The 25036-nt window shown below is 58.5% G+C and carries 24 protein-coding genes and 2 pseudogenes; 16 read left to right on the top strand and 10 right to left on the bottom strand.

Features of this window, described 5'->3' with window-relative positions; all coding sequences use genetic code 11:
* Window positions 1-5: 5 nt before the first annotated feature.
* Entirely contained in the window at window positions 6-695 is a 690-nt protein-coding gene (locus DUT91_RS20360) for a 3-oxoacid CoA-transferase subunit B (RefSeq protein ID WP_114442328.1), read from the bottom strand.
* Entirely contained in the window at window positions 692-1399 is a 708-nt protein-coding gene (locus tag DUT91_RS20355) for a 3-oxoacid CoA-transferase subunit A (protein ID WP_114442327.1), read from the bottom strand. Before DUT91_RS20355 ends, DUT91_RS20360 begins: the two co-directional genes overlap by 4 nt.
* A 159-nt stretch (window positions 1400-1558) precedes the next feature.
* On the opposite strand from DUT91_RS20355, the gene DUT91_RS20350 reads away from it, so the two are divergent.
* Window positions 1559-2314, top strand: a complete 756-nt coding sequence (locus tag DUT91_RS20350) for an IclR family transcriptional regulator (protein WP_114442326.1) — start codon at window positions 1559-1561, stop codon at window positions 2312-2314.
* Window positions 2315-2488: 174 nt separating this feature from the next.
* Window positions 2489-2976: pseudogene (locus DUT91_RS20345) on the top strand (FAD-dependent monooxygenase).
* Between the two features lie 237 nt (window positions 2977-3213).
* On the opposite strand, the gene pcaQ reads toward DUT91_RS20345, so the two are convergent.
* Window positions 3214-4158, bottom strand: coding sequence for a pca operon transcription factor PcaQ (gene pcaQ / locus DUT91_RS20340; protein ID WP_114442325.1), 945 nt, complete (start codon window positions 4156-4158; stop codon window positions 3214-3216).
* Window positions 4159-4253: 95 nt separating this feature from the next.
* On the opposite strand from pcaQ, the gene pcaD reads away from it, so the two are divergent.
* From pcaD to DUT91_RS20285, 11 genes are all read left to right on the top strand, one after another.
* Window positions 4254-5057, top strand: a complete 804-nt coding sequence (gene pcaD, locus DUT91_RS20335; protein WP_114442324.1) for a 3-oxoadipate enol-lactonase — start codon at window positions 4254-4256, stop codon at window positions 5055-5057.
* 3 nt (window positions 5058-5060) lie between these two features.
* A complete protein-coding gene (gene pcaC / locus DUT91_RS20330) occupies window positions 5061-5468 on the top strand; it encodes a 4-carboxymuconolactone decarboxylase (protein WP_114442323.1) in 408 nt (135 codons plus the stop codon).
* Window positions 5465-6205, top strand: coding sequence for a protocatechuate 3,4-dioxygenase subunit beta (pcaH, locus tag DUT91_RS20325; protein WP_114442322.1), 741 nt, complete (start codon window positions 5465-5467; stop codon window positions 6203-6205). Before pcaC ends, pcaH begins: the two co-directional genes overlap by 4 nt.
* Before the next feature lies 1 nt (window position 6206).
* A complete protein-coding gene (gene pcaG / locus DUT91_RS20320) occupies window positions 6207-6824 on the top strand; it encodes a protocatechuate 3,4-dioxygenase subunit alpha (protein ID WP_114442321.1) in 618 nt (205 codons plus the stop codon).
* 3 nt (window positions 6825-6827) lie between these two features.
* Window positions 6828-7877, top strand: a complete 1050-nt coding sequence (locus DUT91_RS20315) for a 3-carboxy-cis,cis-muconate cycloisomerase (protein WP_114442320.1) — start codon at window positions 6828-6830, stop codon at window positions 7875-7877.
* Window positions 7878-8022: 145 nt separating this feature from the next.
* Entirely contained in the window at window positions 8023-8943 is a 921-nt protein-coding gene (locus DUT91_RS20310) for a LysR family transcriptional regulator (RefSeq protein ID WP_114442319.1), read from the top strand.
* A gap of 169 nt (window positions 8944-9112) precedes the next feature.
* Window positions 9113-10108, top strand: coding sequence for a Bug family tripartite tricarboxylate transporter substrate binding protein (locus DUT91_RS20305; protein WP_114442318.1), 996 nt, complete (start codon window positions 9113-9115; stop codon window positions 10106-10108).
* Window positions 10109-10221: 113 nt separating this feature from the next.
* Window positions 10222-10740 (top strand): tripartite tricarboxylate transporter TctB family protein, encoded by a 519-nt coding sequence (locus DUT91_RS20300; RefSeq protein WP_114442317.1) that lies wholly within the window; start codon window positions 10222-10224, stop codon window positions 10738-10740.
* A gap of 3 nt (window positions 10741-10743) precedes the next feature.
* Window positions 10744-12255, top strand: coding sequence for a tripartite tricarboxylate transporter permease (locus DUT91_RS20295; protein WP_114442316.1), 1512 nt, complete (start codon window positions 10744-10746; stop codon window positions 12253-12255).
* A gap of 25 nt (window positions 12256-12280) precedes the next feature.
* Complete coding sequence (locus DUT91_RS20290) at window positions 12281-13141, top strand: shikimate dehydrogenase family protein (RefSeq protein WP_114442315.1); 861 nt, start codon at window positions 12281-12283, stop codon at window positions 13139-13141.
* Window positions 13138-15030, top strand: a complete 1893-nt coding sequence (locus DUT91_RS20285) for a bifunctional sugar phosphate isomerase/epimerase/4-hydroxyphenylpyruvate dioxygenase family protein (RefSeq protein WP_114442314.1) — start codon at window positions 13138-13140, stop codon at window positions 15028-15030. Before DUT91_RS20290 ends, DUT91_RS20285 begins: the two co-directional genes overlap by 4 nt.
* Before the next feature lie 7 nt (window positions 15031-15037).
* Here the strand turns inward: DUT91_RS20285 and DUT91_RS26775 are convergent.
* Together DUT91_RS26775 and DUT91_RS20275 are read right to left on the bottom strand one after the other, a co-directional pair.
* A pseudogene (locus DUT91_RS26775) lies at window positions 15038-15229 on the bottom strand (glutathione S-transferase family protein); the annotation flags it as partial.
* 140 nt (window positions 15230-15369) lie between these two features.
* On the bottom strand, window positions 15370-16035 hold the full coding sequence (locus DUT91_RS20275) for an alpha/beta fold hydrolase (protein ID WP_160113682.1): 666 nt from the start codon (window positions 16033-16035) through the stop codon (window positions 15370-15372).
* Between the two features lie 71 nt (window positions 16036-16106).
* Here DUT91_RS20275 and DUT91_RS20270 point away from each other — a divergent pair, with 71 nt between their 5' ends.
* Together DUT91_RS20270 and DUT91_RS27535 are read left to right on the top strand one after the other, a co-directional pair.
* Window positions 16107-16535: a winged helix-turn-helix transcriptional regulator gene (locus DUT91_RS20270; RefSeq protein WP_114442359.1), complete on the top strand. Its 429-nt coding sequence runs from the start codon at window positions 16107-16109 to the stop codon at window positions 16533-16535.
* Window positions 16536-16542: 7 nt separating this feature from the next.
* The gene (locus tag DUT91_RS27535) at window positions 16543-17094 is read left to right on the top strand and encodes a putative immunity protein (RefSeq protein ID WP_425373823.1); all 552 of its coding nucleotides are present in this window, start codon (window positions 16543-16545) and stop codon (window positions 17092-17094) included.
* Between the two features lie 147 nt (window positions 17095-17241).
* Here the strand turns inward: DUT91_RS27535 and DUT91_RS20260 are convergent, their stop codons facing one another.
* The 4 genes from DUT91_RS20260 to DUT91_RS20240 all read right to left on the bottom strand — a co-directional run bounded on the left by DUT91_RS20260 (window position 17242) and on the right by DUT91_RS20240 (window position 21844).
* Complete coding sequence (locus DUT91_RS20260; RefSeq protein ID WP_114442312.1) at window positions 17242-18789, bottom strand: ABC transporter transmembrane domain-containing protein; 1548 nt, start codon at window positions 18787-18789, stop codon at window positions 17242-17244.
* Entirely contained in the window at window positions 18786-19868 is a 1083-nt protein-coding gene (locus tag DUT91_RS25860) for a P-loop NTPase family protein (RefSeq protein WP_160113681.1), read from the bottom strand. Before DUT91_RS25860 ends, DUT91_RS20260 begins: the two co-directional genes overlap by 4 nt.
* A gap of 492 nt (window positions 19869-20360) precedes the next feature.
* Window positions 20361-21182 carry a DUF2867 domain-containing protein gene (locus DUT91_RS20250; protein WP_114442311.1) on the bottom strand — a complete coding sequence of 274 codons (822 nt, stop codon included), beginning with the start codon at window positions 21180-21182 and terminating at the stop codon, window positions 20361-20363.
* Window positions 21183-21436: 254 nt separating this feature from the next.
* Complete coding sequence (locus tag DUT91_RS20240) at window positions 21437-21844, bottom strand: DUF6463 family protein (RefSeq protein WP_200835029.1); 408 nt, start codon at window positions 21842-21844, stop codon at window positions 21437-21439.
* Window positions 21845-21994: 150 nt separating this feature from the next.
* Here DUT91_RS20240 and DUT91_RS20235 point away from each other — a divergent pair, with 150 nt between their 5' ends.
* Window positions 21995-22576, top strand: a complete 582-nt coding sequence (locus DUT91_RS20235) for a TetR/AcrR family transcriptional regulator (protein WP_114442309.1) — start codon at window positions 21995-21997, stop codon at window positions 22574-22576.
* Window positions 22577-22914: 338 nt separating this feature from the next.
* Here DUT91_RS20235 and DUT91_RS20230 read toward each other — a convergent pair whose 3' ends face one another.
* A complete protein-coding gene (locus DUT91_RS20230; protein ID WP_114442308.1) occupies window positions 22915-24528 on the bottom strand; it encodes a BCCT family transporter in 1614 nt (537 codons plus the stop codon).
* Between the last annotated feature and the right edge of the window lie 508 nt (window positions 24529-25036).

The raw sequence follows: 25036 nt of genomic DNA, 5'->3' as shown, positions 1-25036 counted from the left end.
CAGCCTCACAATTCGGGAACGACAAGATCAGCGACAGGCCCCGCGATATGGAGCTTTGCGCCTGTCATGGCCTGGAGCACATCCAGTGGCATGGCGGCCAGTTTTTCGCGCAGGACAAAACGGCCTTTGTCGATGTCAATGACGGCATGGCTGGTGTAAACGCGCGTGATGCAGCCCAGCCCCGTCAACGGGAAGGTGCATCGTTCCACCAGCTTCGGCTCTCCATTCCTGGTCACGTGTTCGGTGATAACGACGACCTGCTTGGCGCCGTGCACGAGGTCCATTGCGCCGCCAACCGCCGGAACACCTCTTGCACCCACGCGCCAGTTGGCAAGATCACCATTCTCGGCCACTTGATAGGCTCCGAGGATCGCCACATCGAGATGACCGCCGCGTACCATGGCGAAGCTGTCGGCATGGTGAAAGAAGGACGCGCCTGGCTTCAGCGTTACCGCCTTTTTGCCGGCATTGATCAGGTCCCAGTCCTCTTCGCCTTCGGGTGGCGCCTCACCGAAATCCAGAATACCGTTCTCGGTATGGAAAATCGCCTCTCGACCCGCTGGCTGGTAGCGGGCAACCATCTCCGGAAAGCCGATGCCGAGATTCACATAGGCGCCATCAGCAATATCCTGCGCGGCGCGCCAGGCGATTTGGGCATTGGAAAGCTTGATGTCCTCATGGGTGTCAATGGTCATGCGTAAGCCACTCCTGCCCGTGTGAGTTCTTCTTCCTGTCGCGGGGTTGCGACTTCAACGACGCGATCAACGAAGATGCCGGGGGTGATGACGTTCTCAGGTTTGATACCACCGAGCGGCACGATCTGCGACGCCTGCACGATGGTCCTGGTCGCCGCCATGCACATCAGCGGGTTGAAATTGCGCGCTGCCATTCGATAGGTGAGATTGCCGTGAATATCGCCGATATGGGCTTTGATCAGCGCGAAGTCCGCCTTCAGCCAGCGCTCCTGCACATAGGGGCGACCGTCGAACTCAGCGATGACTTTGCCCTCAGCCAGTTCGGTGCCATAAGCCGTCGGCGTATAGAACGCAGGAATACCTGCACCGCCTGCGCGGATGCGTTCGGCGAGTGTTCCTTGCGCAACCAGCTCAAGCTCGATCTCTCCAGCAAGATATTTGTCTGTGAAGGCGCGCGGATCGGAGGAACGCGGAAACGAGCAGATCATCTTCCTGACCATGCCTGCATCGATCATGGCGGCAATGCCGATACGTCCATTGCCCGCATTGTTGTTGATAACCGTCAGGTTTTTCGGTCCTTTGTCGATCAAAGCATGAATAAGCTCGATCGGCGCACCGGATCCGCCAAAGCCCCCGATCATGAGGGTAGCGCCATCGCCTATTTCGGCGATTGCCTCCGGCAGACTTCCGATTGTTTTATCCATGAAGACCTCCGTGCCGAGAGCAACGGCTTAAATCCGAACTCCAGCGTCATTCCCGCAGGAGTTAGCCAATCAGCTCCGAAATGGTCAATTCATTTGTGCGGTATTTGATTTTTGTTCAATTATCGCACAAAATAGACCGAAGGAAATGGAGAGTGTCATATGCGCGAGACGGATTTTGTCGGCGGGTTTGCCAAGGGATTGCGGGTAATCGAAGCCTTTGGCGAGGACAAGTCGCGCCTTTCCATTGCCGAAGTATCGAGGATCACCGGTCTGGACCGGGCGACGGCGCGCCGGTGCCTGCTCACGCTCGCGCAACTCGGCTATGCCGAATATGACGGCAAGTTCTTTATGCTGTTGCCGAAGATCCTGCGGCTGGGCCATGCTTATCTTTCAGCCACACCTTTGCCTACGATCATCCAGCCGCATCTTGATCGCCTTTCCGATGTGGTCGGCGAAAGCGCCTCTGCTTCGGTGCTCGACGGAACGGAGATTGTTTATATCGCTCGCGCCGCGCAGATACGCGTCATGTCGATTAATCTGATGGCCGGAAGCCGACTGCCCGCTTATTGCGCCTCGATGGGGCGTGTTCTTCTCGCGTGGCTCGGTGAAGCAGAAGCTCGTAGCGTGCTGGAGCGCACTGAGCTGAAATCGCGTACCCCCTTCACCAGGACCGAGCCCGATCGGCTGATCGAAGAATTAGGACGCATCCGCGCGCAAGGCTACGCGATCAACGATCAGGAGCTGGAACTTGGGCTGCGCTCCATCGCCGTGCCAGTCTTCAATCACCGTGGGGCGGTGGTTGCGGCGCTGAATATTGGCGCGCCTGCAGCCCATGTGGAGATCAGCGATCTCCTGGAGAGCATGCTGCCTGCGATGCTGAAAGTCCAATCGGATTTGCGCGCCGTACTGCAATGAGGCAGCACCTTGCAGCATGTGTTTGAAATGCTTGATTCATCCAATAGAGGTAAGCCTTTTAGCCGATAGCCGCCCGATTCATGTTCTATTTGTGCAATTTTATGCCTCAAACGTCCATTGCTCAGCCTGCAACGCCCCTAAAGAATAAAGGCAGAACCGCGTTGAGAGGAAATCATGCGCACCAAAGTCGCGATCATCGGCTCAGGGCCCGCTAGCTGGCTTGGGGTTCTCGCCGACATTCCGCCGGTCGATCACGAGTTGATCTACGCCAACCATGAGCGTGGCTTTGCCCTATGCTCCATGCGCTCGCCGACACGCAGCCGCTATTACATCCAATGTGCGTTCGACGAAAACTCGAAGACTGGAGCGACGAGCGCTTTTATGATGAACTGCGCCGCCGCTTGCCGGATCACCACGCGCAAACAATGGTGACAGGCCCTTCGTTTGAAAAGTCGATAGCGCCGCTGCGTTCCTTCTTAGCCGAGCCTATGCGTTTTGGACGCCTGTTCCTGGTCGGCGATGCCGCACATATTGTGCCTCCCACCGGCGCCAAGGGCCTCAATCTCGCGGCCAGCAATGTGTACTACCTGTTCGAAGGATTGAAAGAATACTATCTCGACAAATCAACTGCCGTCTCGCCGCATATTCAGGGCGCGCTCTGACCCGCGTCTGGAAAGCTGAGCGCTTCTCCTCCATGACGAAAATGCTGCATCGCTTTCCGGAAATGGACCCTTTTGACCAGAGGCTTCAGGAGGCCGAACTCGACTATATCAGGCGCTCGAAAGCAGCTTCGCTCGCCTTGGCCGAAAATTATGTTGGCTTGCCCTTTTAAGAACCGGGTCGGCCAGCGGCATGCATTTTCGACGAGAGTTTCGCGCGATAGAAAAGTCAGTCGCCGTTCAGGCGCCTGACCGCATTGTCTTTTTTATCCCGGCCGACATGCCGGCCGCCTGGCGTATCGTTTGCACGAGAATTTGCATGGCAGCCGTCTGGATCACATCCGTTCGCATGGTAAGCCCGACCGGCCCGGTCGTTTCGCTCGTATCAATAGGAAGGACAACAAGCTTGCCTTCGGCAACGTCTCGAGCGGCAACGCCTTCAGAAATGATCCAAACCGCATCGCTGTCGCGAACAAAAGCCCGGCCAAAGGCGTCGGAAACGGTTTCGATCTGCGTTGGCAGGGAACCGATGCCATTGGTGATCAGCAATTGCTCGACAAACGGTCGAATGACCGAATTGCGGGTCGGCATGAGAACAGGGTAGCCAGCCAGACGATCGAAAACAGCGCGGCCATCGGTCAGCGGATGACCCGCTCTTACCAGGAACCGCACCCGCTCCGAGTAAAGATGCTCGAATGAGAAGCCCGTCATTTTCTCCGGTGCGGCCAGACGGCCAACCACAAGATCGAGATCTCCGACCCGCAACTGCTCCAAAAGGACAGCATTTTCGCCGGTTACTATTTTTACGCTGCTGCCGGTTCTCTCTTCCAGGAACAGGCTTATCGCCTTCGGCATGATACGGGTCGAAACTGTAGGCAGCGCTCCAACGCTGACCGGCGGACCGGAGCCGTCCAGTTCCTTTGAGACAGAGTCCAATCCTTGACGTAGGGCTGTCAGCGCGCTCCCCGCATGGCGCAGGAACACCTCGCCGTAGCGTGTAACCCTGATGCCGCGGCCGTCGCGCTCCAGAACGGAAACACCCAGGATTTCTTCCAGTTCACGTATCGTTTTGGTGACCGCCGGTTGGCTTACATTGAGAATTTCCGAGGCTTTCATCACGCTCTTCTGCCGCGCCACTTCAACGAATGTGTGCAGATGGCGAAACTTTATCCTGTTTCCGATCACGCTATTTATAACCTATAAGTTATGATTCTGGTCAAGATTATCATTTTACTTAACCGGATGGAAGCGCGAGAGTGTCATCCCAAGAGGAGAAAGCCTTGCTGTTTGCCGAGATAAACGACACCGTTTTTCATTATGATTTGCGGACGAGCGGGAAAGCAGACCCCGTGCTCGTTTTCATCAGTTCGCTTGGAACCGATCACCGCATCTGGAATGACGTTAGGGACCGGCTCGGCAATGAAGTCACTACACTGGCTTTTGACCTGCGTGGACATGGCCTCTCCGATATCGGTGAAACGCCCTATACGATAGAGCTTCTGGCACAGGATCTGATCGCGTTGCTTGAAAAGCTGTCCATTGGTCGCACCGTTTTGTGCGGCCTGTCGGTCGGCGGGCTGATTGCACAGGGCGTCTATGCCGCGCGGCCCGATCTGGTGGCCGGCCTCATTCTTTCCAATACCGCACACAAGATCGGTACGGCGGAGATGTGGAACGGCCGCATCGACACGATCATGAGAGACGGTCTTGCCAGTATTCTCGATGCCACCATGCCGCGCTGGTTCACGGCCGGTTATCGCAAGCCGGACAATGCCGCCTATCGTGCCTATTGCAACATGTTTGTCCGCCAGCCGCTCCACGGCTATGCCGCTACCTGCGCTGCCCTGCGCGACGCTGATTTTACCGGCGCGACAAAACGGATAGCCGTACCTGTTCTTTGTATCGCAAGCGATCAAGACGGCGCGACGCCACCCGCTCTCGTGCGAGAGTTGGCTGACCGTATCCCCGGCGCACGCTTTGCCGAAATTCCAGGCTGCGGGCACATCCCCTGCGTCGAACAGCCGGACGGCTACACTGCGCTTTTGCGCGACTTCCTCTCACACGATCTGTTGCACGGAGAATAATTCATGGCTGACAATGCCGTGCCGTCCGAACATTACCAACTGGGCATGAGCGTACGCCGTTCCGTTCTGGGCGATGCGCATGTGGATCGGGCATCAAACGCCGCGACCGATTTTGATGCGCCCTTTCAGCAGCTGATAACCGAGGCTGCGTGGGGCACGGTCTGGGCCCGCCCCGGCTTGACCAGGCGCGAGCGTTCGATTGTGACAATTGCACTTCTGGCGGCACTGGGCCAGGACGAGGAAGTCGCCATGCATATTCGCGCTACGGAGAATACGGGCGCAACCAGGGAGGACATCTGCGAAGCATTGATGCATGTTGCGATCTATGCGGGGATTCCGGCGTCGAACCACGCTTTCAAGATTGCCAAGCAGACCTATGCGGAGATGGAACGGAAGAAAGCTGAAAAATGAAGAACAGCCTGTCGGAAACGAGCCCCTTTTTCGCTCGTGACCTTTCAATTCATCCTCCAGCCTGTACGCCGTGCTACAAGACCTCGGTGCTTCGCTCTCCTACGCGCGCGCTGCTTTCACTCGAAGGCACGAAAAGCGAAATCACAGGCCCGGTCTTCGGCCATAACATGCTGCACGAGCTCGATAACGACCTGATCCTCAATTATGCCAGGCCCGGCGAAATGCCTATCGGCCCGCGCATTCTGGTCCATGGCCGCGTACTCGACGAAAGAAACAGCCCTGTGCCCGGCGCACTTCTTGAGTTCTGGCAGGCCAATGCCGGCGGCAGATACCGCCACAAGAAGGAAACCTATCTTTCGGCCATTGATCCGAATTTCGGCGGCGTAGGTCGCACGATCACTGACGAGAACGGCTGTTACTGGTTCAAGACGATCCAGCCCGGCCCCTATCCGTGGCCGAACGGCGTCAATGACTGGCGACCGGCGCACATCCATTTCTCCATCTTCGGACATGGTTTTGCGCAGCGCCTCATTACCCAAATGTATTTCGAGGGCGATCCGCTCATCTTGCGTTGCCCCATCGTGAAAGCCATCCCTGATAAATCGGCAATCGAGCGCCTCATTGCTCCGCTGGACATGAATGCGAGCATGCCGATGGACATGCGCGCCTACAAGTTCGATATCGTCCTGCGCGGCCGCCGTTCCTCATTGTTTGAAAACCGTCCGGAGGGTAACTGACATGGCGCAACCGCTCGGCTATCTCAAGGAAACCACTTCCCAGACCGCCGGCCCGTATGTCCATATCGGATTGACGCCAAACTTCGTCGGCATCAACGGGATCTCCGCAGAGGATCTGGGTTCCGGTTCGCTGTGCAATGACAAAACCATCGGCGAACGCATCACCATCAAAGGCCGCGTCATAGACGGGATCGGTGCGCCGCTGCGCGACGCGCTCGTCGAAATCTGGCAGGCCGATGCCAAAGGACTCTATAACAGCCCGTCTGAAACGGGCGGCCGGGCTGATCCGAATTTCCCCGGCTGGGGCCGCTGCCCAAGCAATATGGAAACAGGTGAATTCGTCTTCGAGACGATCAAGCCGGGTCGCGTTCCGTTCAGGGACGGACGGCTTATGGCGCCGCATGTCACCTTGTGGATCGTGGCACGTGGCATTAATCTCGGCCTGCAAACGCGGATGTATTTTTCGGACGAAGAAGCAGCCAATACAGAAGATCCGGTTCTCGCGCGGATCGAGCACCGGATGCGCATGCAAACGCTCATCGGACTACGCGAAGGCGATGTCTACCATTTCGACATTCACCTGCAGGGCGAGAAGGAAACCGTATTTTTTGATATCTGAACGATGAGTATTTCGGTTTTCGAACATCCGTTCCTGACAGGTCTTTTCGGTAGAGACGAAGAGATCACGGGGCTTTTCGTCTCTTCCGCCGATATCGCCGCCATGGTTCGATTTGAGGCTGCATTGGCGCAAGCCCAGGCATCGCTCAGGCTCATACCCGCTGCGGCCGCGAGCAGGATCAGCGAGGCTGCAGGCACATTCGAGCCTGACATTGCTGCCCTGGAGCGTGCGGCAGCACGCGACGGCACCATCATTCCCGAACTGGTCGGCCAGCTTCGCAACGCTGTTGGAGTGGAGTTCGCAAGCCACGTGCACTTCGGCGCCACCAGCCAGGATGTCATCGATACGAGCCTCATTTTAAGGCTGAAACGCGTCAGCCAAATCCTGTTTGGCCGGATACAGCAACTCTCCGGCAAGTTGGGCAGGCTCGAGGCGACATTCGGAAACAACGGGCTGACCGCCCATACGCGCATGCAACCTGCCATTCCGATAATGGCGGCTGATCGCATTGCGAGCTGGCTTGCGCCACTGGCGAATTGTCAGGAACGGCTTGCAACCGTTCAGTTCCCGGTTCAATTCGGCGGCGCGGCGGGAACGCTGGAGAAATTCGGTACCCAAGGCGTCGAACTTCGCAAAGAACTGGCGAAGCGACTTGATATTGCCGACAGGCCGCAATGGCATAATCAACGCGCTTTCATTGCGGATTTCGGCAATCTCCTGTCACTCATATCGGGTAGCCTCGGCAAATTCGGTCTGGATATCGCGCTCATGGCCCAATTGGGACATGAGCTTTCTCTTGCGGGCGGCGGCAGTTCATCGGCCATGTCGCACAAGCAGAATCCGGTCACGGCGGAAGTGCTGGTCAGTCTGGCTCGGTTCAACGCCGTGCAGATTTCGGGTTTGCACCAGGCGATGGTGCACGAGCAGGAACGGTCAGGCGCGGCCTGGATGCTCGAATGGATGATCTTGCCGCAGATGGCTGCCACATCAGGCGGCGCGCTCAATCTGGCATTGGCTCTTACCGACAATATCGTTCGCATCGGCAGGCATTGAACATTCGAAAACATCGCCGTTCGAATATCGATCACCGAGTTTTATATTTTGCATAAGCAATTAGAAGGGCTTGTTGCAATCAGGTTGTCCGCCTGACGCGCTGGGACGGTAAGGCGCGGTATATGGAAAGCCGGGGGAGGAGGGTGTGATGCTGACATTGCGACAGATCGAGGTGATTCGGTCGATCATGGTTGCCGGAACGATTGCCGGCGCAGCGCGGCTAATGAATATCGCGCAACCGGGCATCAGTCGCACGATGAAGCACATCGAGAGTTCGCTCGGTATCAAGCTGTTTATCCGCAAGGCGGGACGTTATGTTCCAACGCGCGAGGCTCAGGACATTTTTGCGCAGTTGCAGGAGGTACACAGGAAGGTCGAGGACCTGCAGTTTTCGATCGGCCAGTTGGAACGGGGCCGCGATGTTGAGTTGGCTCTGGGCTCGGTGCCCAGCATTGCCAATGTCATGGTCCCGCACGCGGTGGCAGCAATCCGGCGGCGCTACCCTGATATCCTCGTGAATTTCGAGATCCTGAAAATCGAGGAGGCAATCGATTATCTGATGCTGAACAAGGGCGAAGTGGTGGTGATGAGCTACTTGTTCGAGCATCCCTCGATCACTTTTGAACCCTTGGCAAAGGGGAAACTCGTATGCATCGCCGCCAGGGACCATCCGGTGGCAGAAAAATCGATCATATCGGCGCGCGAAATCGTTAAATACCCCCTCATCGGCATCGATCCGCGGGATCCTTACGGAGCGATCATGGCGGGTATCTTCGAGCGGGAAAACCTCGATTACAACATTTCCATCCGGGCGCGTTTCGGCACGACGGTCTGCGCGCTCGTCAAGCAGAACCTCGGTATTGCCGTGATTGACGCCTTCACCGTCGCCGATATGACCGATCGGGGGCTTGCGATTATCCCGATCAGTGACGAGACGAGCTTTCAGACATATGTCGCCTACCGTGCGGATGCTGCGCTTTCCAGCTATGCGGAAGCGTTTGTGATGATGCTGCGCGACGCCATGGAGGAGTATATCCGCAATGGCGTCGCGGCGGGCCATTCATAACAAGATGATATATTGAGTGGAAAAATTGGTATTTGCGTTATGGCGGGATTCTTGACATTCGTGTGAAGACCTTGCTGCTGATAGTGGGATAAGCGGCACATGCTCATCAGAGGAATTGAGCGTGCGGTTCAAGATCAATCTGCGTTCTGGATTATTGGGAGGATTCGAAATGATTGGTAAGTTTACAGGGGCGATTGCCGCCCTCGCATTGTTTGTCGGAACCGCTACCGCAGCGGATTTCCCTGAGCAGGATCTCCAGGGTATCATCCAGTGGGGCGCGGGCGGAAGTACCGACCTCGTGATGCGCGCGGTTTCCCCTCATGCGGAGAAGGTACTCGGCCGCAGCATTGTCATGACCAACAAGACGGGCGGCGTGGGCGCCATTGCAACGCAGTTTGTCGCAAGCCAGCCCGCCGACGGATACACGCTTTTGATGAGTGCCGAAAACCCGCAGCTTTACAAAGTCATGGGTATTTCGAAACTCGACTATAACGACTTCTATCCGGTCAATGTTCTGGCACGCGGCGTACCTGTTCTCGTGGCCAACAACGATGCGCCATTCAACACGATCAAGGAACTCGTCGAATATGTTCAGGCCAATCCGGGTCAGGTCAAAATGGGTTCCACCGGTCCCGGTGGTTTGCCCTCGGTCGTCGGCGGCATGTTGTCGGCTGAGCTTGGCTTCAAGGTGACCGCTGTCCCCTTCGATGGCGACGGGCCAGCGCTGACCGCCATGCAGGGCGGCGCGGTGGATTTCATGCCGGCGGTCCTCGGTGTCGCCGCCGAACACGTCAAGGCTGGTCGTATCAAGGTGCTGGGTATTATCGACGGGCAGGCAAGCCCGGTTCTGCCCGATGCCAAGCCGATCACCGCCGATTATCCGGAATTCAAGAAATATCTGCCCTGGGGTCCGTTCTTCGGCGTCTTCGTCAAGCGCGACACGCCTGATGATGTCAAGGCCAAGCTCGTCGAGGCCTTCAAGACTGGTGCGCAAAACGCTGAATTCCAGAAGCTTCTGAGCGATCGCGGTTATGTTTCGCTCAATATTTCGGGCGATGAGGCGGACAATTTCCTCAAGAAATGGCAATCGACCACCGCGTGGGTCGTCTACGATGCCGGTATTGCAAAGAACTCGCCGGAGGAGTTCGGCATCGCGAAGCCCTGAAACGGGTCGACCAAAAGAGCGGTTATCGGAAAGAATAAATCCCGGCCGCTCCACCTTGGGGTAGCGCGTCGGCGGAGCGGGTTTTGCTCCGCCGCGATGGGAGGAGGCATATCATGTCAAAGCAGCAAACAAGACGCCCAGGCGCGATCGCATTCAACGCCGTCATACTCGGCTTCAGCCTGTTCATGTTCTGGCAGGCCTATCTGATTTCGGGTTTTTCCGCACTCAGTTCACCCGGAACCTTCCCGATGGCGATGAGCGCCATCATGGTGCTTACCTCGGCCGGCATATTGATCAAATCGCTCGGCCTTTCCTCACCTGGCGGCGGCTTTACCGGCTTTCGCAAAGAGATCCTGCCGCCGATCGTTCTCCTGTTCAGCCTCATTATTCTGGCCTTTTCATTGGTTTTGAAGCCGCTGGGATTTCTGCTCGCTTCCTTCCTGTTTCTTCTTTCCTCCATCTGGCTTTTGGAGCGCGGGCGCTTTGGGCGCGCGCTCCTGTTATCGGTGGTGTCGATCATTGGCGTTTACGTCATCTTCCGCTTGATCTTTCAGGTGGTGCTGCCGGAGGGAATTATCCCCGAACGGGCGATCATCTCCACTATCGGTGACTATTTCAGCGGGAGGCACTGAGCCATGGACGCATTCTCTTATCTCTTCGCATCCTGGCTGCAGCCAGAGTTGCTCGCATTAACCGCTCTTGGCACATTCGCCGGCATCTATATCGGCGCCATTCCCGGTCTGTCCGTCACCATGGCGGTATCGATCCTGATCTCCTTCACCTTCAGTTGGGAGGTCAACCACGCGCTGGCGTTGATGAACGGAATTTTCATGGGTGGCGTTTATGGCGGCTCGCGCACGGCCATCCTGCTCAATATTCCAGGCGCTCCGGCCGCGATCGCCACAGCCATCGACGGCTATCCCATGGCCAAAAAGGGTGAGGCCGGAAACGCCATCGGACTATCGACGGTAATGTCCTTTTTCGGCGGCTTTATCGGCATCGCGGTGCTGGCGGTTGCTGCCCCGGCTGTGAGTGAATTCGCGATCAAGTTCCAGCCGCGTGATTACATGCTGCTTGCAATGATGGGCATCCTGCTTGTTGGCGCTCTTTCTGGAGAAAGCCTCGCCAAGGGCATCTTCGCCGGCGCGTTTGGCATGTTGCTCGGGACGGTCGGACTCGATCCCATGACGGCGGAGCAGCGCTTCACCTTTGGTTCCGTCGAGCTGATGAACGGCATCTCTTCCATAGCGCTCATGATCGGTCTTTTCGGCGTATCCGAGGCGCTGCTGCAATTGCACACGCTGCACATACCGGCGATCAAGCAACGGGTGGACAAGATCATCCCATCCCTTGCCGATCTGAAGAAATACCTGCCGCTCAGCCTGCAGACCTCGGCCATCGGCGTCATCATCGGCGCGCTTCCGGGAACCGGCGGCGATATCGCGGCACTCATGGCTTATGATCATGCCAAAAGGGTTACAAAGAACCCTGAGGTTCCTTTCGGGCAAGGGGCAAAAGAGGGCCTGGTCGGTCCGGAATCGGCCAACAATGCGGCGGTCGGCGGCGCCTATATTCCGATGCTGACCCTGGGCATTCCAGGCGATGCCGTCACCGCGGTCATCATCGGCGCGCTGTTCATTCATGGTCTTAATCCCGGGCCGCTGCTGCTGATAGAAAAGCCCGATATGTTCTGGTTCACGGTCGGGAACCTGACTCTCGCTAATTTCTTCATGCTGATTTTCGGGCTGACCGGCATCAAGATATTCACCAGGATCATCGAATGCCCGAAGAGCGTGCTTTTCCCACTGATCTTGCTCCTGAGCGTCGTTGGCGCCTATTCGATCAACAATTCGGTATCCGATGTCTGGTGGATGCTCGGTTTCGGCGTTCTCGGCTATTTCATGAAGCTTTACGGGTATCAGGTCGGCCCGATCGTGCTCGGCATCATCTTGAGCCGCCTGATGGACGACAATTGGCGCCGGGCCATCATTTCCGAACGGGAAAGCCTGCCGGCGTTCTTTACCGGAATGCTGTCCAGTCCCCTTTCAGCCACGCTGTTTGTGGCCATTGTCCTCATTTTGCTTGGCCAGACGCCGCTGTGGAAAAGGTTCAAGGCGCGGGGTTTGGCCGTACCGGAAAAAAGCTGACCGCACAATACGAAAGAGACGACGAATGCCTGATACCACCGTCCGCCTGGGATTGATCGGTGACAATATAGCCCGATCTCAGTCTCCGCTGCTTCATGTGCTGGCTGGGCGGCTCTGTGGGCTCACTGTCACCTATGACAGGCTGATCCCGGCCGATCTTGGACGGGATTTCGGGGCGGTGTTCGGTCTCTGCAAATGTGAAGGATTTCGCGGGATCAACATCACGTATCCCTATAAGGAACAGGTGACAGCGCTTGTCGGCATCGCCGATCCGGCGATTGCCGCAATCGGTGCCTGTAACACAGTGGTCTTCGACCGCACGCTGCCTTCGGGCCATAACACTGATTACACCGGATTCATGAGCGCCTTCCGCAAGACCTTCGGTGCGGCCTTTCCCGGAAAGGTGGCGATGGCAGGGGCCGGTGGCGTCGGCAAGGCTGTGGCCTTCGGGCTCGCGGGCCTCGGCTGCACGCATCTTGCCATCTTCGACCGCGATTCGCAGAGGGCCTGGTCGCTACGCCTCGCGCTCGAACGATCCGGATCGGCAATGGCGGTCGAGGTCGTCCCCGCGATCGAGGACGCGGCGGCGGATGCTGACGGTCTGATCAACTGCACACCGCTTGGTATGGTCGGTTATCCCGGCACCGCCATTCCAAAGGCGGTGCTCGGCCGCCAGCGGTGGGCTTTCGATGCCGTATATACCCCCGTCGATACCGTATTCATGAACGATGCTCGTGCCGCTGGCCTGGCGGTCATCAGTGGTTATGAACTGTTCTTTCATCAAGGCGTCGATGCCTTCCATTTCTTCACCGGGGCCGCGGTTGACCCCGCCGCCCTGCGTGCGGAGCTGATCGCGGCGGCCGCCGAAACAGGGGTGCTTGGATGAAAACTGCGATCGCGACTGTTTCCATCAGCGGCGACCTGGCCGAAAAGCTTGCTGCAATAGCGTCCGCTGGGTTTGATGGCATCGAAATCTTTGAGAACGATTTTCTCGCCTTCGACGGCACGCCGGCAGAAGTCGGCCGGATGGTGCAGGACCATGGGCTCGAAATATCTCTGTTCCAGCCCTTTCGAGATTTCGAAGGCATGCCCGAACCGCAGCGGTCGCGGACCTTCGACAGGGCGGAACGCAAGTTCGACCTGATGGAGGAACTGGGCACGGATCTGATGCTGGTCTGCTCCAATGTCTCGCCCTTTTCACTGGGAGGCATAGACCGCGCGGCCGCAGATTTCCACGCATTGGGAGAGCGCGCTGCCAAGCGCGGTCTGCGTGTCGGCTATGAGGCGCTCGCTTGGGGGCGCCACATCAGCGACCATCGTGACGCCTGGGAGATCGTTCGGCGGGCGGATCACCCCAATGTCGGGCTGATCCTGGATTCCTTTCATACGCTGGCGCGAAAGATAGACGTCAATTCCATCCGGGCAATTCCCGGCAACCGCATTTTCTTCGTGCAACTCGCCGATGCACCGATGATCGACATGGACCTGCTTTACTGGAGCAGGCATTTCCGCAACATGCCGGGTGAAGGCGATTTACCAGTTGCCGATTTTATGCGTGCCGTGTCCGCAACCGGCTATGATGGGCCGCTCTCGCTTGAAATCTTCAACGACCAGTTCAGGGGTGGTTCGCCGAAGGCAATTTCCATCGACGGCCACCGCTCGCTTCTTTATCTGGCCGACCAGGTGCGCCGCGCCGAACCGGCGTCGAGCTTCCACGTGCCAGAAATGCCGGATCGCGTGGCCGTATCAGGTATCGAATTCGTCGAATTCGCAGCTGATGAAAGAGAGGCCGAGGACCTCGGCGCAATGCTGCACACCTTGGGGTTCAAGCGAACCGGCCGGCACATTTCCAAGGACCTGGCGCTCTGGCAGCAGGGTGACATCAAGCTTGTCATCAACACCGAGCGGGAGGGGTTTGCTCATTCCTCCTATCTTGTCCATGGCACCAGCGTCTGCGACATCGGCCTCAAGGTCGAAGATGCCGCGGCAACCGTGACGCGCGCCCGGGCGCTGGGCGCCGAGCCTTTCGAACAGCCAGTCGGTCCCGGCGAACTGAAGATCCCCGCAATTCGCGGCGTAGGCGGCGGCATCATGCATTTCATCGATGCAAAGACCGAATTGGCCAACGTCTGGGACATCGAGTTTTTGTCGATGGCGGATATGCAGGGACCCGCCGATTGCGGATTGACGGCCATCGATCACATGGGGCAGACCATGCGTCATGAGGAGATGCTGACCTGGTTGTTGTTCTATAATTCGATCTTCGCGACCCACAAGACACCGATGGTCGATGTGGTCGATCCGGCCGGCCTCGTCCGAAGCCAGGCGATCGAGAATGACAGCGGCACGCTGCGCATCACCTTGAACGGCGCCGAGAACCGCCGTACGTTTGCAGGCCATTTCATTGCAGAGAATTTCGGCTCCGCTGTCCAGCATATGGCATTCGCAACCAATGACATTTTTGCAACCGCTTCGGCTTTAATCCAGAACGGTTTTAAGCCCCTGATCATATCGCCAAACTATTATGACGATCTGGATGCGCGCTTCGGTCTCGACGATGACATGCTGGAACGCCTGCGCACCGGGCATATCCTTTATGATCGCGATGAAGATGGTGAGTATTTTCAACTCTATAGTCCTAGCTATGGGGAAGGCTTCTTCTTCGAGATCATCGAACGTCGTGGCGGCTATAAGGGTTACGGCGCGCCAAATGCGCAGTTTCGCATTGCCGCGCAGAAGCGTTTCATGCGGCCCATGGGCATGCCAAAGGTCTAAAGGGAAGAACCAGCGGCAAGCGCTCCTGGCTCCAAGGTTTGTCACCTTCGAGTAGTTTTGCCGTCGTTAATTCGAGGATCGGCGGCTCGACGGTGTTAAGTGCGGCAAACATCCACGTGATCGCACGCGCGCGGGCATCGTGATCCTTCGGCAGCAGGCCTGCATGCTGCTCAGCAAGATTAAAGACAATCGCGCCGGTAGGTGTTCCGGTATGACCGCACCTTCGCTGGCCATGATTCTGAGCACGCTATCATCGTTTGCGAGCAGCGCCGGATGTTGGGGAGCGCCTACGCCTAGGTTGCGCAGGCGGCAGCCAAGACCGGCAGGTCAACAAGCCAGTCAGACCTTTTCCAGCAACTCCGCCAGTTCCTTCGGCATTAGCAGCGGGACGTCGTGCCCACATGGCAGTTCGTATACTTTCCATGCGGGGTCTTTACGGAGTGGTGCAGCGATGGAGCCGAAGCCGTCCCAGCCGGTGGCGAGGATGTAAGCTTTGCGAGCAATTTTGAGATAAGCGCCGGTGACTTTGAGGCGCTCAGTGAAGGTGCCGGTGGGCTGCGGCGTGGCAAGGGCAGCAACCCGGTCGCGTTCGGCTCCTGTGGCGTATTCGTTGTCACCGATTTCAGGGACTGGCACCACCGGACCAGTCAGTTTGTTGCCCATGATGTCCTCGAAGGACTGGCCGTTGCTGGGAATAAAGGCATCGAGATACACAATGGAGGCAATGCGCTCGGCGGCGCGTTCAACCACCCCCGTCGCAACGAACCCGCCATAGGAATGAGCGACCAGCACCACATCGTTGAGGTCATGCCAGACCATCTCGTTAACGATGTCCTCTATGTGGGTGCTCAGTGTGATCGGCAGCAGGGCTAAATGCGAGCGTTCCCCCAGTCCGCTCAGCGTCGGCACGTGCACGACATGTCCTGATGCACGAAGTTGTTCGGCCACGCGATCCCAGCCCCAGGCACCGGTCCAGGCACCATGCACTATAACGAAAGTCGCCATCGGGTTCTCCTCCAAATGATTGCAAAATGCAATCGATTGCTTTATACAAGCATATGAGATAGAGTCAATCCATGACCTCATCACCTTTTCGCTCCAGTTGCCCGATCAATCTCGGCCTTGAAGTGTTCGGCGATAAATGGACACTACTGATCATTCGCGACATGATGTTCGCCGGCAAAAGACACTTCCGCGAGTTCCTGACCTCGGACGAGGGCATTTCTACCAACATTTTGGCGGATCGCCTGGCCATGCTGACGCGAGTCGGCATCGTCACTCGAGCAGGCGACCCCAGTCACCGTCTCAAAGCAATCTATTCGCTAACCGAAAAAGGTATTCAGCTGCTACCAGTGATCGCACAGATCAGCCGCTGGAGCCGCAGCCATATGCCGGTCGATCCAACACTGGCCATAACAGGTGAGGCGCGCGACCGTGCCGGGCCCGACGCCGTGGAAGCGCAGATGGTAGCGTTGCGGGCGATGCATCTCGGCACTGGCAGTTGATCACGCGGTGAGACGCGTTGCTTCGTTCCAAAGAACAACCGTTGATCACCGAAGATGGGCAACCGTTATTAAGAAGTACTCCAAAGACGATCAGGTGGCATTATCTGTATGGGCACTTGATTGCGCCGAAAGAGTTCTTCCCATGTTTGAACGCAGCATGCCTAAAGATGAGCGCCCTGGAAACGCGCTAAGGCTGGGCCGGCAGTGGGTAGATACTCGGGTCTTCAGGATGCCAGTAATCCGGGGCGCCTCTCTCTGTGCTCACGCCGCAGCAAAGGCGGTAAAGGCTGATAAGGCAGCATGTGAGGCAGTACACGCTGCGGGACAGGCAGTAGCAACTGCGCATGTCGCGCAGCATGCATATGGTGCGGCATGCTACGCGCTAAAAGCAATTATCGCGGACCGTCCAGACGTTGCCGAACAACTGGTTCACGATGAGCTGTCTTGGCAGTCAGCTCATTTGCCAGGTCACTTACGCGAAGAGATCATGAGCAGGATAGTCGTTGAACCTCGCAAGAAGGGACTTTTCATTACGATCGAAAAAGGGCATGGCTTTTAACTCCGCGATATGAAGATCTTCGGGCCTCGGCCCGGTTCCGGCCACCCGACCATCTCTCTTCGGGACTGAACACCCAGGTCTCTTTGCGGATTTCAGCTGGAGGCGCTCATGGCCTGGATTTCAGGCCTGACGCCATCAGCTAAGCGCTTACGAAATATCCGCTTCACAGCCCGCATCGTCGAGGAGGGCTGCTGCATCCACTGTCAGATCGGCGATGCACCGCGGGGCGCCCGCGGGGATGGACACGACCGTCGTGGCGTGGAGATTGGCGATCAGGTTACGCATGGCCGCCATCAGGCCCGCATCGGCAAAGATCTCCGGCATGTCGATCAGCAGTAGCGCGGGACGTGTCAGCGCCGCGCGCGCCATCAGCAGACGCGCGAGCTCGTCCCGTCCGAGACCGCGCCCACCTTCTGCGACCCGCCCGTCAAGCGTTAGACGTTGCATCAGGGGGGCCAGACCGAGGCGGCGGGCGACGTTTGTGATCGCCTCATCGGAAGGTCTCGGCCGAACCCCCAGCGTCAGGTTCCGCCGCAGCGAGCCTTGAAGGATTGGTGCGCCTGGTTCGATGAGGGCGGTCCGGAAACGGACGCCGGGCGACACAGGCGGTCGCCGGTTCTCCAGCCCCGCCAGTCGCGTGAGCCATTCGGTCTTGGCTCGCGCGTCAGCCCCCGTCAGCCCTAGCACTGCGCCCGCCGGCACCGGCCGCCCGTCCGGCACGGTCAGACTTGCCGCATCGCGGGTGAAGCGCTCAACGGTCCTACCGGCATCGGGCAAGTCAAAAACCGCCTGCAGCTTCTCTCGCGCGACCCGCCAGCCGCTGTAACGGTCCCAGGTAAAGGCCAGCGCCCGCAAGGGCGAGGCGATCATGCCAAGGACGGCCAACGCCGCCGCCGCTTCGGCACCCGAGGCGCCGCTTCGTGCGGCGATCCACAGAACGAGGACGCCTCCTGCGACTGCGCCGAGATCGGGAATCATGCGCAGTCCGGCGTAGGCAGCTGTGCGGCGCACGGCTGATTTGCGCAGGCGCTGCCCCCTTTCGTCCAGCCGACGCAGTTCCTGCTGGGTGCGGCCCATCAGGTCGAGTTGCGGCGCGTAGGCGAGACGTTCGATCATGCGTGTCGCAATGGCGGCGCGGCCAGACCGGAGGCCACGCTGGATAGGGTCGAAGATCACCGTCAGTGCGGCCATTGATAGCAACGCAGCGAGTATCGGAGCCATACCCGCCAGAGCAAGCCGGGGGTTTAACAGCCACAGTGCCAGTGCGGCGCAGGGCAGGACGATGGCGGCGGTCGCCGCCTGCGGTAATCCGTTACCTGCCCAGTTGCGCAAGATCGTCAGATCGCCGACAAATCGCAGCGCCCAGGCCCCGCGCCGACGCCGCGCAAGGTCAGCCTGTGGCAGGGCAGCAATCTTGGCATAGAGAGTGTGGCGAACCGCTGTGGCGAACCGCTGCCCGAGGCTCTCGGCCGCAATTCGATTGGTGAACCGCGCCAACGCGACGCCGGCTCCCGCGCCGCCCAGCATCATCAGCGCATGCAGGGGCAGCGTGCGCCCGTCATGCAGCGCAGCAAACAGTTCCCGCGTGGCGAAGGCGGCAAGGCCCATCGCCGCCGCCTCGGCCAACCCGGCCCCGCAAACGGTCGTGAACAGTGCGCCGCGCGATCTTGACAGGATAGGCGGGATAGCGGTCATTCTGCCGCGATCGGAACTGTATGTCCGCTCCGGCTCGGCAAGCCCAGCATGGGCCTGAGAAGCGGGATGATCTGCTGCGGATCGCGCAATTGATTACGCGCGAGCACCGGCACGCTGAGGGCCTCTGAGGCCTCGGCTGCCGCCAGCGGCGCGCGGGTGATGAGGCCGGATAGGGCGAAGGGCTCGAACCCCATGGCCCGTAGGACCGACACGCCCCCCACCGCGCCGGCGGAATCTCCGGCTGCAAACAAAATGCCGGCAAAGTGATTGTGCACGTCGGGATCGGCCAATAGAGCCCGGACCTCGGATTGAAAGACCCCATCCGCGAACTCGACCACCATGATCTTTGCACCCGCCTCCGCTGCGTGGGCGACAAGGGTGTGAAAGCCGCGCGTGATGCGGTTCAGCGGCATTCGATAGGTGGTTGGCATACCCGCATCGACAAAATCGGTGACGGGGACGCCGGCGTCGCCAAAAGCATTGAAATCGCCAAAGGCGCCCGTGCCAGTGGTCTTGATGCCCGCGACGGCATAGCCGGCGCGCCGCAGGCCGTGCGCCAGGCTCGCCGCCGCGGTCGTCTTGCCCGCGTTCATCGACGTGCCAAAGACGGCCAGAATGTCTATGTTCCGGGGCATGGCGCGGCAGGGAAGGCCATAGGCGGCGATGTTGATGACCTCGTCCGCAGCGTTTGTCAAAAGGCCGATCGGGGAGATGCGCGTCGGCTTGTTCATCGTTTCATGGGCGCGCACCATGCGACCGACGATGCCGCCACCCGCGATCATGTCGCAGCCGTCGGCGTCGATGATCGCATGGCCCTCGAACTGGTCCGAGGCATAGCGGTCGCCGACGCACATCACCACCAGATCATCGATATAGTTCTCCGACCCCCTACCGCTCGCGAGCTGGATGTTCTTGTGCTGACCGATGCCGGCAATGCGGCCCACCAGCAGGTCGCCAGCGACGGCATCCGCAAAGGCCGTCGAGAGGCCGGTGACATCGGCATGGTTGACCCGGCGCGTCGTGAAGGCCCATTTCGCGGCACGATGCTGGAGCTGGTCAAGAATATCGGTCGTGATCATTGTGAACATCCTCGCTTGGCGCAGTATTTTGCAGGGCAGGGACGGTAGCGCCAGGATGGAGACGGGCTTCCGAGCTGTCTCATGGCAGATACTCCCTGTTCCGATCCGGGAATTGGGCTCGAAGTTACAGTTTGCGACGCCAGTGTGGCCGTAGCCGGCTAGAATCTCGTGGGAGCCTGGCGAGATTTTGGGGAGCCGCAGATTAGATTTTAGCAAGCGCCCAGTTAGGATCGGGGAAGAACCGTCCTTCCGTCCACGAATGTCGGTACTCAGCGCTCCGCGCGCGAACTTGCGATACCAGACGGCGGCAGCGATCGTATTCCGGTAGCCCTTTTCTCGCTCGCTTGCCTCTTCTTCCGTCTCCGCCCGCTCAACCGCTGCGTCAGCGCGGCGAAACGGGAAAATCTGCACCAGCGGTACGCCGTCTGGATGATGTGCACGCCGTAGGAGCCGGCCCGAAAGAACGGGAAATGGATATGCGCCGCATAGGTGTCAGTACTGATGATGCCGGCGACCACCAGATATACCGTCGGGCCGCTCAGGATCGTCGCGCGATAAGCGGGCGTGGGGCCCGCACCAACCAATCAGCAAATCCATCACATTGAGCACTCGATCCTCGACCTCTTCGCTCAACTCGTTCCGGATCGTCTCCAAGTCTGCCAAGAGATCGGCCTCGGCGGCGCCGCCACGCAAGTTCTCGCGAATGACCTCACGAAGTGTCTCCTCGCTTTGTTGTACAGCCGTCTTGAAGGCCAGGCGCCGGTCGGTCGCGGGATGGGGCGTCGTGCTCGCCACGGTTTCAAGTTGGCCGAACCCGATCCGTGTGCGCCGGACTTTGATCGGTACCACTTGCATCAGCATTGCCGGGACGATGATCCGGTGAAATGGTTTCACGATCGCGAGATAGACGCGGCCGAGCGGGTTGTGGGTCTTGACGGCTGTCGAGACGGAGATCTCCTGCCAGGCAGCACCGCGTTCCGTGATCTCGATCAACACACGGAAATCAAGGTGCCGGTCGTCAAGACCGAGAACGACACGGTCGGTCGACTGTCCGATGATTGGCAAGATGCCGATGCGCGAATCGGGTTTCACCGTCGGTTCCCCTCCGGACGTCAAACCGAAGGGCCTCACGATCAGATCTCGCAATGTCAGCAGCTGTTTGATCCAACCCGGCGCCCGCCCGAACACTTGCTGCGCAGCCCCGAGAGCGTCCAATTCCAGGCCTTTCACCGTCAAGGAGAAAGCGTCCCCGAAATTTGCGCCAGGGAGAAGCCTGTCGGGATGCGGAAAGGGCTTTGAAATAGGTTTTGTCATGATTTTTCCAGCCTGGGCGGGGACGCTTGTCGCCAGCCGCGTGAATGGGGAAGGACCGTGTGCTGCATCAGGCGCTAACACCAAAGCTTATCAGGACCAGCGCGATCGCGTACGGCGTGATCATGAGCCGTTGGATCAGAACGCCATGAATGACCGCAACACCACTGCCGATAAACCCAGCCAGTCCTATGGCGGCGGCTTGCCGAGCCATGCTCAATACGTCCGTCAGGGCGAACCGTGTTTCATGCGTGACGTCATGCAATCGAGGTAAGACCTTTTTGCTGTCTGGCACCGAGAATGAGACAGATTGCAATGGGGATGCCGAGTGGGAACCCGCTCACCTCGATAATCAGCGAGGCGACAACAATCCAGCCCAGCAGCGACCAGCCCAGGAAGGCCGGGACAGGCAGCTTCCTCTTATCCAGCCAGATCACCACGGCGCCAAGCATGATCAGCGGTAGCGCAAAACTGCCGATCGTCGACCAGAAGGCGGCGTTGCTCGCCAGGAGCTCCAGGCGCTGAGCACGGAGCGGTTGCCAATGCTCCGTAGTCCAAAGCCCAAGCCCTAGCCAACCCGGGATTTCCGGTACGGCGTCGATGCCCAGCACGATCATGTGCAAAATGCCGATTGCCACCATCGCAATTCCGCTCCACCTGAGCATACTTTCCGATCCTCGATGTTTGAGGCCGCGTCGGCGATCATCGTCGCGCCAACCATACGGCACCGTATGTAGCTTGAAGACTTTCCAAAGTCCAGACGCCGGCGTATGGACTGACGAGATGTCGCAGTACGCGGCTCATGGAGAAGGCATTTGAATAGAAAAACGCCAGAACTGACCCGCGACGATTGGGTTTTGGCTAGCCTTGCAGCGCTCGCCGAAGGCGGCATAGATGCGGTTCGGGTGGAGCGTCTCGCCAAAAGACTGAATGTCAGCAAGGGCTCCTTCTACTGGCATTTCTCGGATCGCTCAGACCTGCTTTCCGCCCTGCTGGACCTTTGGGAGAAGGACTTTACGGCCCAACTGATCATCACCGTAGCGCCCTTGCCGACACCGCGAGCACGTTTGCTCGCCCTAGCCGACGAGGTGCTGAGCGCGAACAATGACGGTGTCGACGTGGCGCACGCCGAGGGCGCGTTTAGTGCCTGGGCGGTGCTCGACCCTGTCGCCGCAGCCAGGGTGCGTGCCGTCGAGGCACAGCGTATCGGTTATCTGGTGAGCGAGCTTTCGCTTATGGGCGCCGATGCAGCAGATGCCGAACTGCTCTCCAAGGGCGTCTACCTGGCGCTGCTTGGAGTCTTCGCCGCCCGCCGTTACAATCCGGTCCTGGCCGAGGACAATGTATTCAGGCGCGTCGTTGATCTTGCGCTGGATGCTGCGGAAAGACGGAGATGACGAGTGTTTATTCCATTTTTCCAGCAGGTGAGGCCTAACTCCTGCACTAGGCGCAACAATGTCGATCAGTGGAACTCGGGAAGGTCGGCTTTCAGGCTGCTAACATTGGTCTGAACGGCTGACATGGGCGCGCGTAGCTGCCGTTGCGCTCCAGCTGAATGAACAAGCCAAGACGCAGCGGCCGCAACGCTGGCGCCGGAATCGTCGGATCGCCGCCCGAAAGCAGCCGGAATGCCATCCATCCTCAGTCGGACATTTCCCGTGTATCTTTGTTCGAGCCTCCAATGCAGGGTGAAAGTGAGCCATCTTGAAGATGGCTCACCAGTGTTGCTTCGCGCTCAACGAGGCTCCGTGCACAGTACTTTCCAAGTGGCGTACATCATCAGCAAAAGCAGGATCGCGAACGGAAAGCCGGTCGCGATTGCGCCGGCCTGAAGTGCCGCAAGACCGCCACCGAGCAACAGCACGATCGCGACGAGGCCTTCGAAGACTGCCCAGAAAATGCGCTGCGCAACCGGAGCGTCAACCTTGCCGCCAGCTGTAATCGAGTCGATAACCAGCGAACCGGAGTCTGACGACGTGACGAAGAATACGATCACCAGCACGATTCCGATGAATGACGTCACAGGTGCGAGCGGCAGGTCGGCCAGCATAGCAAACAGGGACAGCTCCGGCACATAGTCGACCACGGTCTGTTGCACTCCCGTATAGCCTTCGGCCAAGAACTGATTCATGGCGGTGCCACCGAACGTCGTCATCCACAGAATCGACATCAGCGTCGGGATGATCAGCACGCAGACGAGGAACTCCCGCACCGTACGCCCGCGTGACACACGCGCGATGAACATACCGACGAACGGCGACCAGGAAATCCACCACGCCCAGTAGAAGGTCGTCCAGCCGTGGACGAACGCACCGTCACTGCGACCGATCCAATTGGAGAGTGCTGGGAGGTTCTTGACGTAGTCGACAGTGTTGGTGAAGAAGCCGGTGACGATGGCGAGCGTAGGCCCTAGCACGATGACGAACAGCAGCAACAGCACCGCCAGAACCATGTTAAGTTCCGACAGTCGTTTCACGCCGGTATCCAGACCTGCGACGACCGAGCCAAGGGCGATGGCCGTGATGCCCATGATCAGGAGCACCTTCATCGTGTCGGTGTTGGGTACGCCGTACAACTCATTCAGCCCGGCTAGTGCTTGCGAAGCGCCGAAGCCAAGCGACGTGGCTAGACCGAACAGCGTCGCAAAGACTGCCATGATGTCGATCACATGGCCGGTCCAGCCGCGGATGCGCTCGCCAAAGATTGGATAAAACGCGGAGCGGATAGAGAAGGGCATGCCCCTGTTATAGGTGGCCAGCGCCAGCGAAAGAGCGACCACTGCGTATATGGCCCAAGGGTGCAGACCCCAATGAAAAATGGTCGCCGCCATTCCGATCTCGCGGGCTTGATCGGCAGCGCCTGCGACCAATACGCCGTTAACGATCGGGGGTGCGATGCCAAGCGGTGGATTGTTGAAGTGGTACATTGGCTCGAGCACGCCGAAAAACATCAACCCAATGCCCATACCTGCGGCAAAAAGCATAGAAAACCAACCAGTATAGGAGTAGTCAGGGGTTGCCTCCAATCCGCCAATGCGCACTTTTCCAAGCGGCGAGACGACGACCACGAGGCAGAATAGCACGAACATATTGGCCGCTATCATGAATAGCCAATCGAAGGTGGAGGTCAGCCATATTCGCAGGCTTTCCAGCGCTGGACCCACCGATTCCCTAAAGATCAAGGTGACCATGACAAAGGCCACGATCGTCACGGCTGAAACGAAGAAGACCGGATTGTGAACGTCGAGTCCAAATATGCGGACGTTATCCTGCCCAGCTTCAAGCCCATGATCCGTCAAACCAGTTGCGGCGAGTTCTCCTTGGACGAGTTCTCCTTGAATGTCAGACATAGTTCCCTCCCTCTGTGCCAGCCCTCAACACTTGAATTGCTGCAAAAAACCTCCACCCTCCAGTGAAAGGTGACGCAAAAGCGACAAGACTAACGGTCTGAATGCGACCCTATGGTCCGAGATCAAGACATGGGAGGCTGACGATGTGCAGGCAAAGTTCAGTGCTGTGGGCTGCACCAAAAATAGCATCCGAGACCAGCGGTAAGCCACCGATGTCCGTTTTCTATGGATGAACGGGATCACCGGAATGACTTATAGGCGCGCAAAGCTGAAGGCCATTACCTTGGATGAGCGTATGCTTCCATCAAACCAAAAGCTGGCATTCCGCTTCCCATCTGTGGACGCCCCGTGAGACGCAAGCGGTTTTTTGAAGTTTAGCACGTGGTCGGATGCTGCCATCTGTCCGGCCTCTGATGCAGCCAGAGGCTGCGGGCCCGTATGGGAGTTCGCGGGCCGGATCCACATCACCCACAGCGTGCTCTTGGCACAGTGGGAAGCCATGGTTTTC

Source organism: Paramesorhizobium salinisoli, assembly GCF_003335045.1.
Classification (GTDB): domain Bacteria; phylum Pseudomonadota; class Alphaproteobacteria; order Rhizobiales; family Rhizobiaceae; genus Paramesorhizobium; species Paramesorhizobium salinisoli.
The sequence above is the reverse complement of the archived record's forward strand: the minus strand, read 5'-3'. Positions and strand labels throughout refer to the sequence as shown.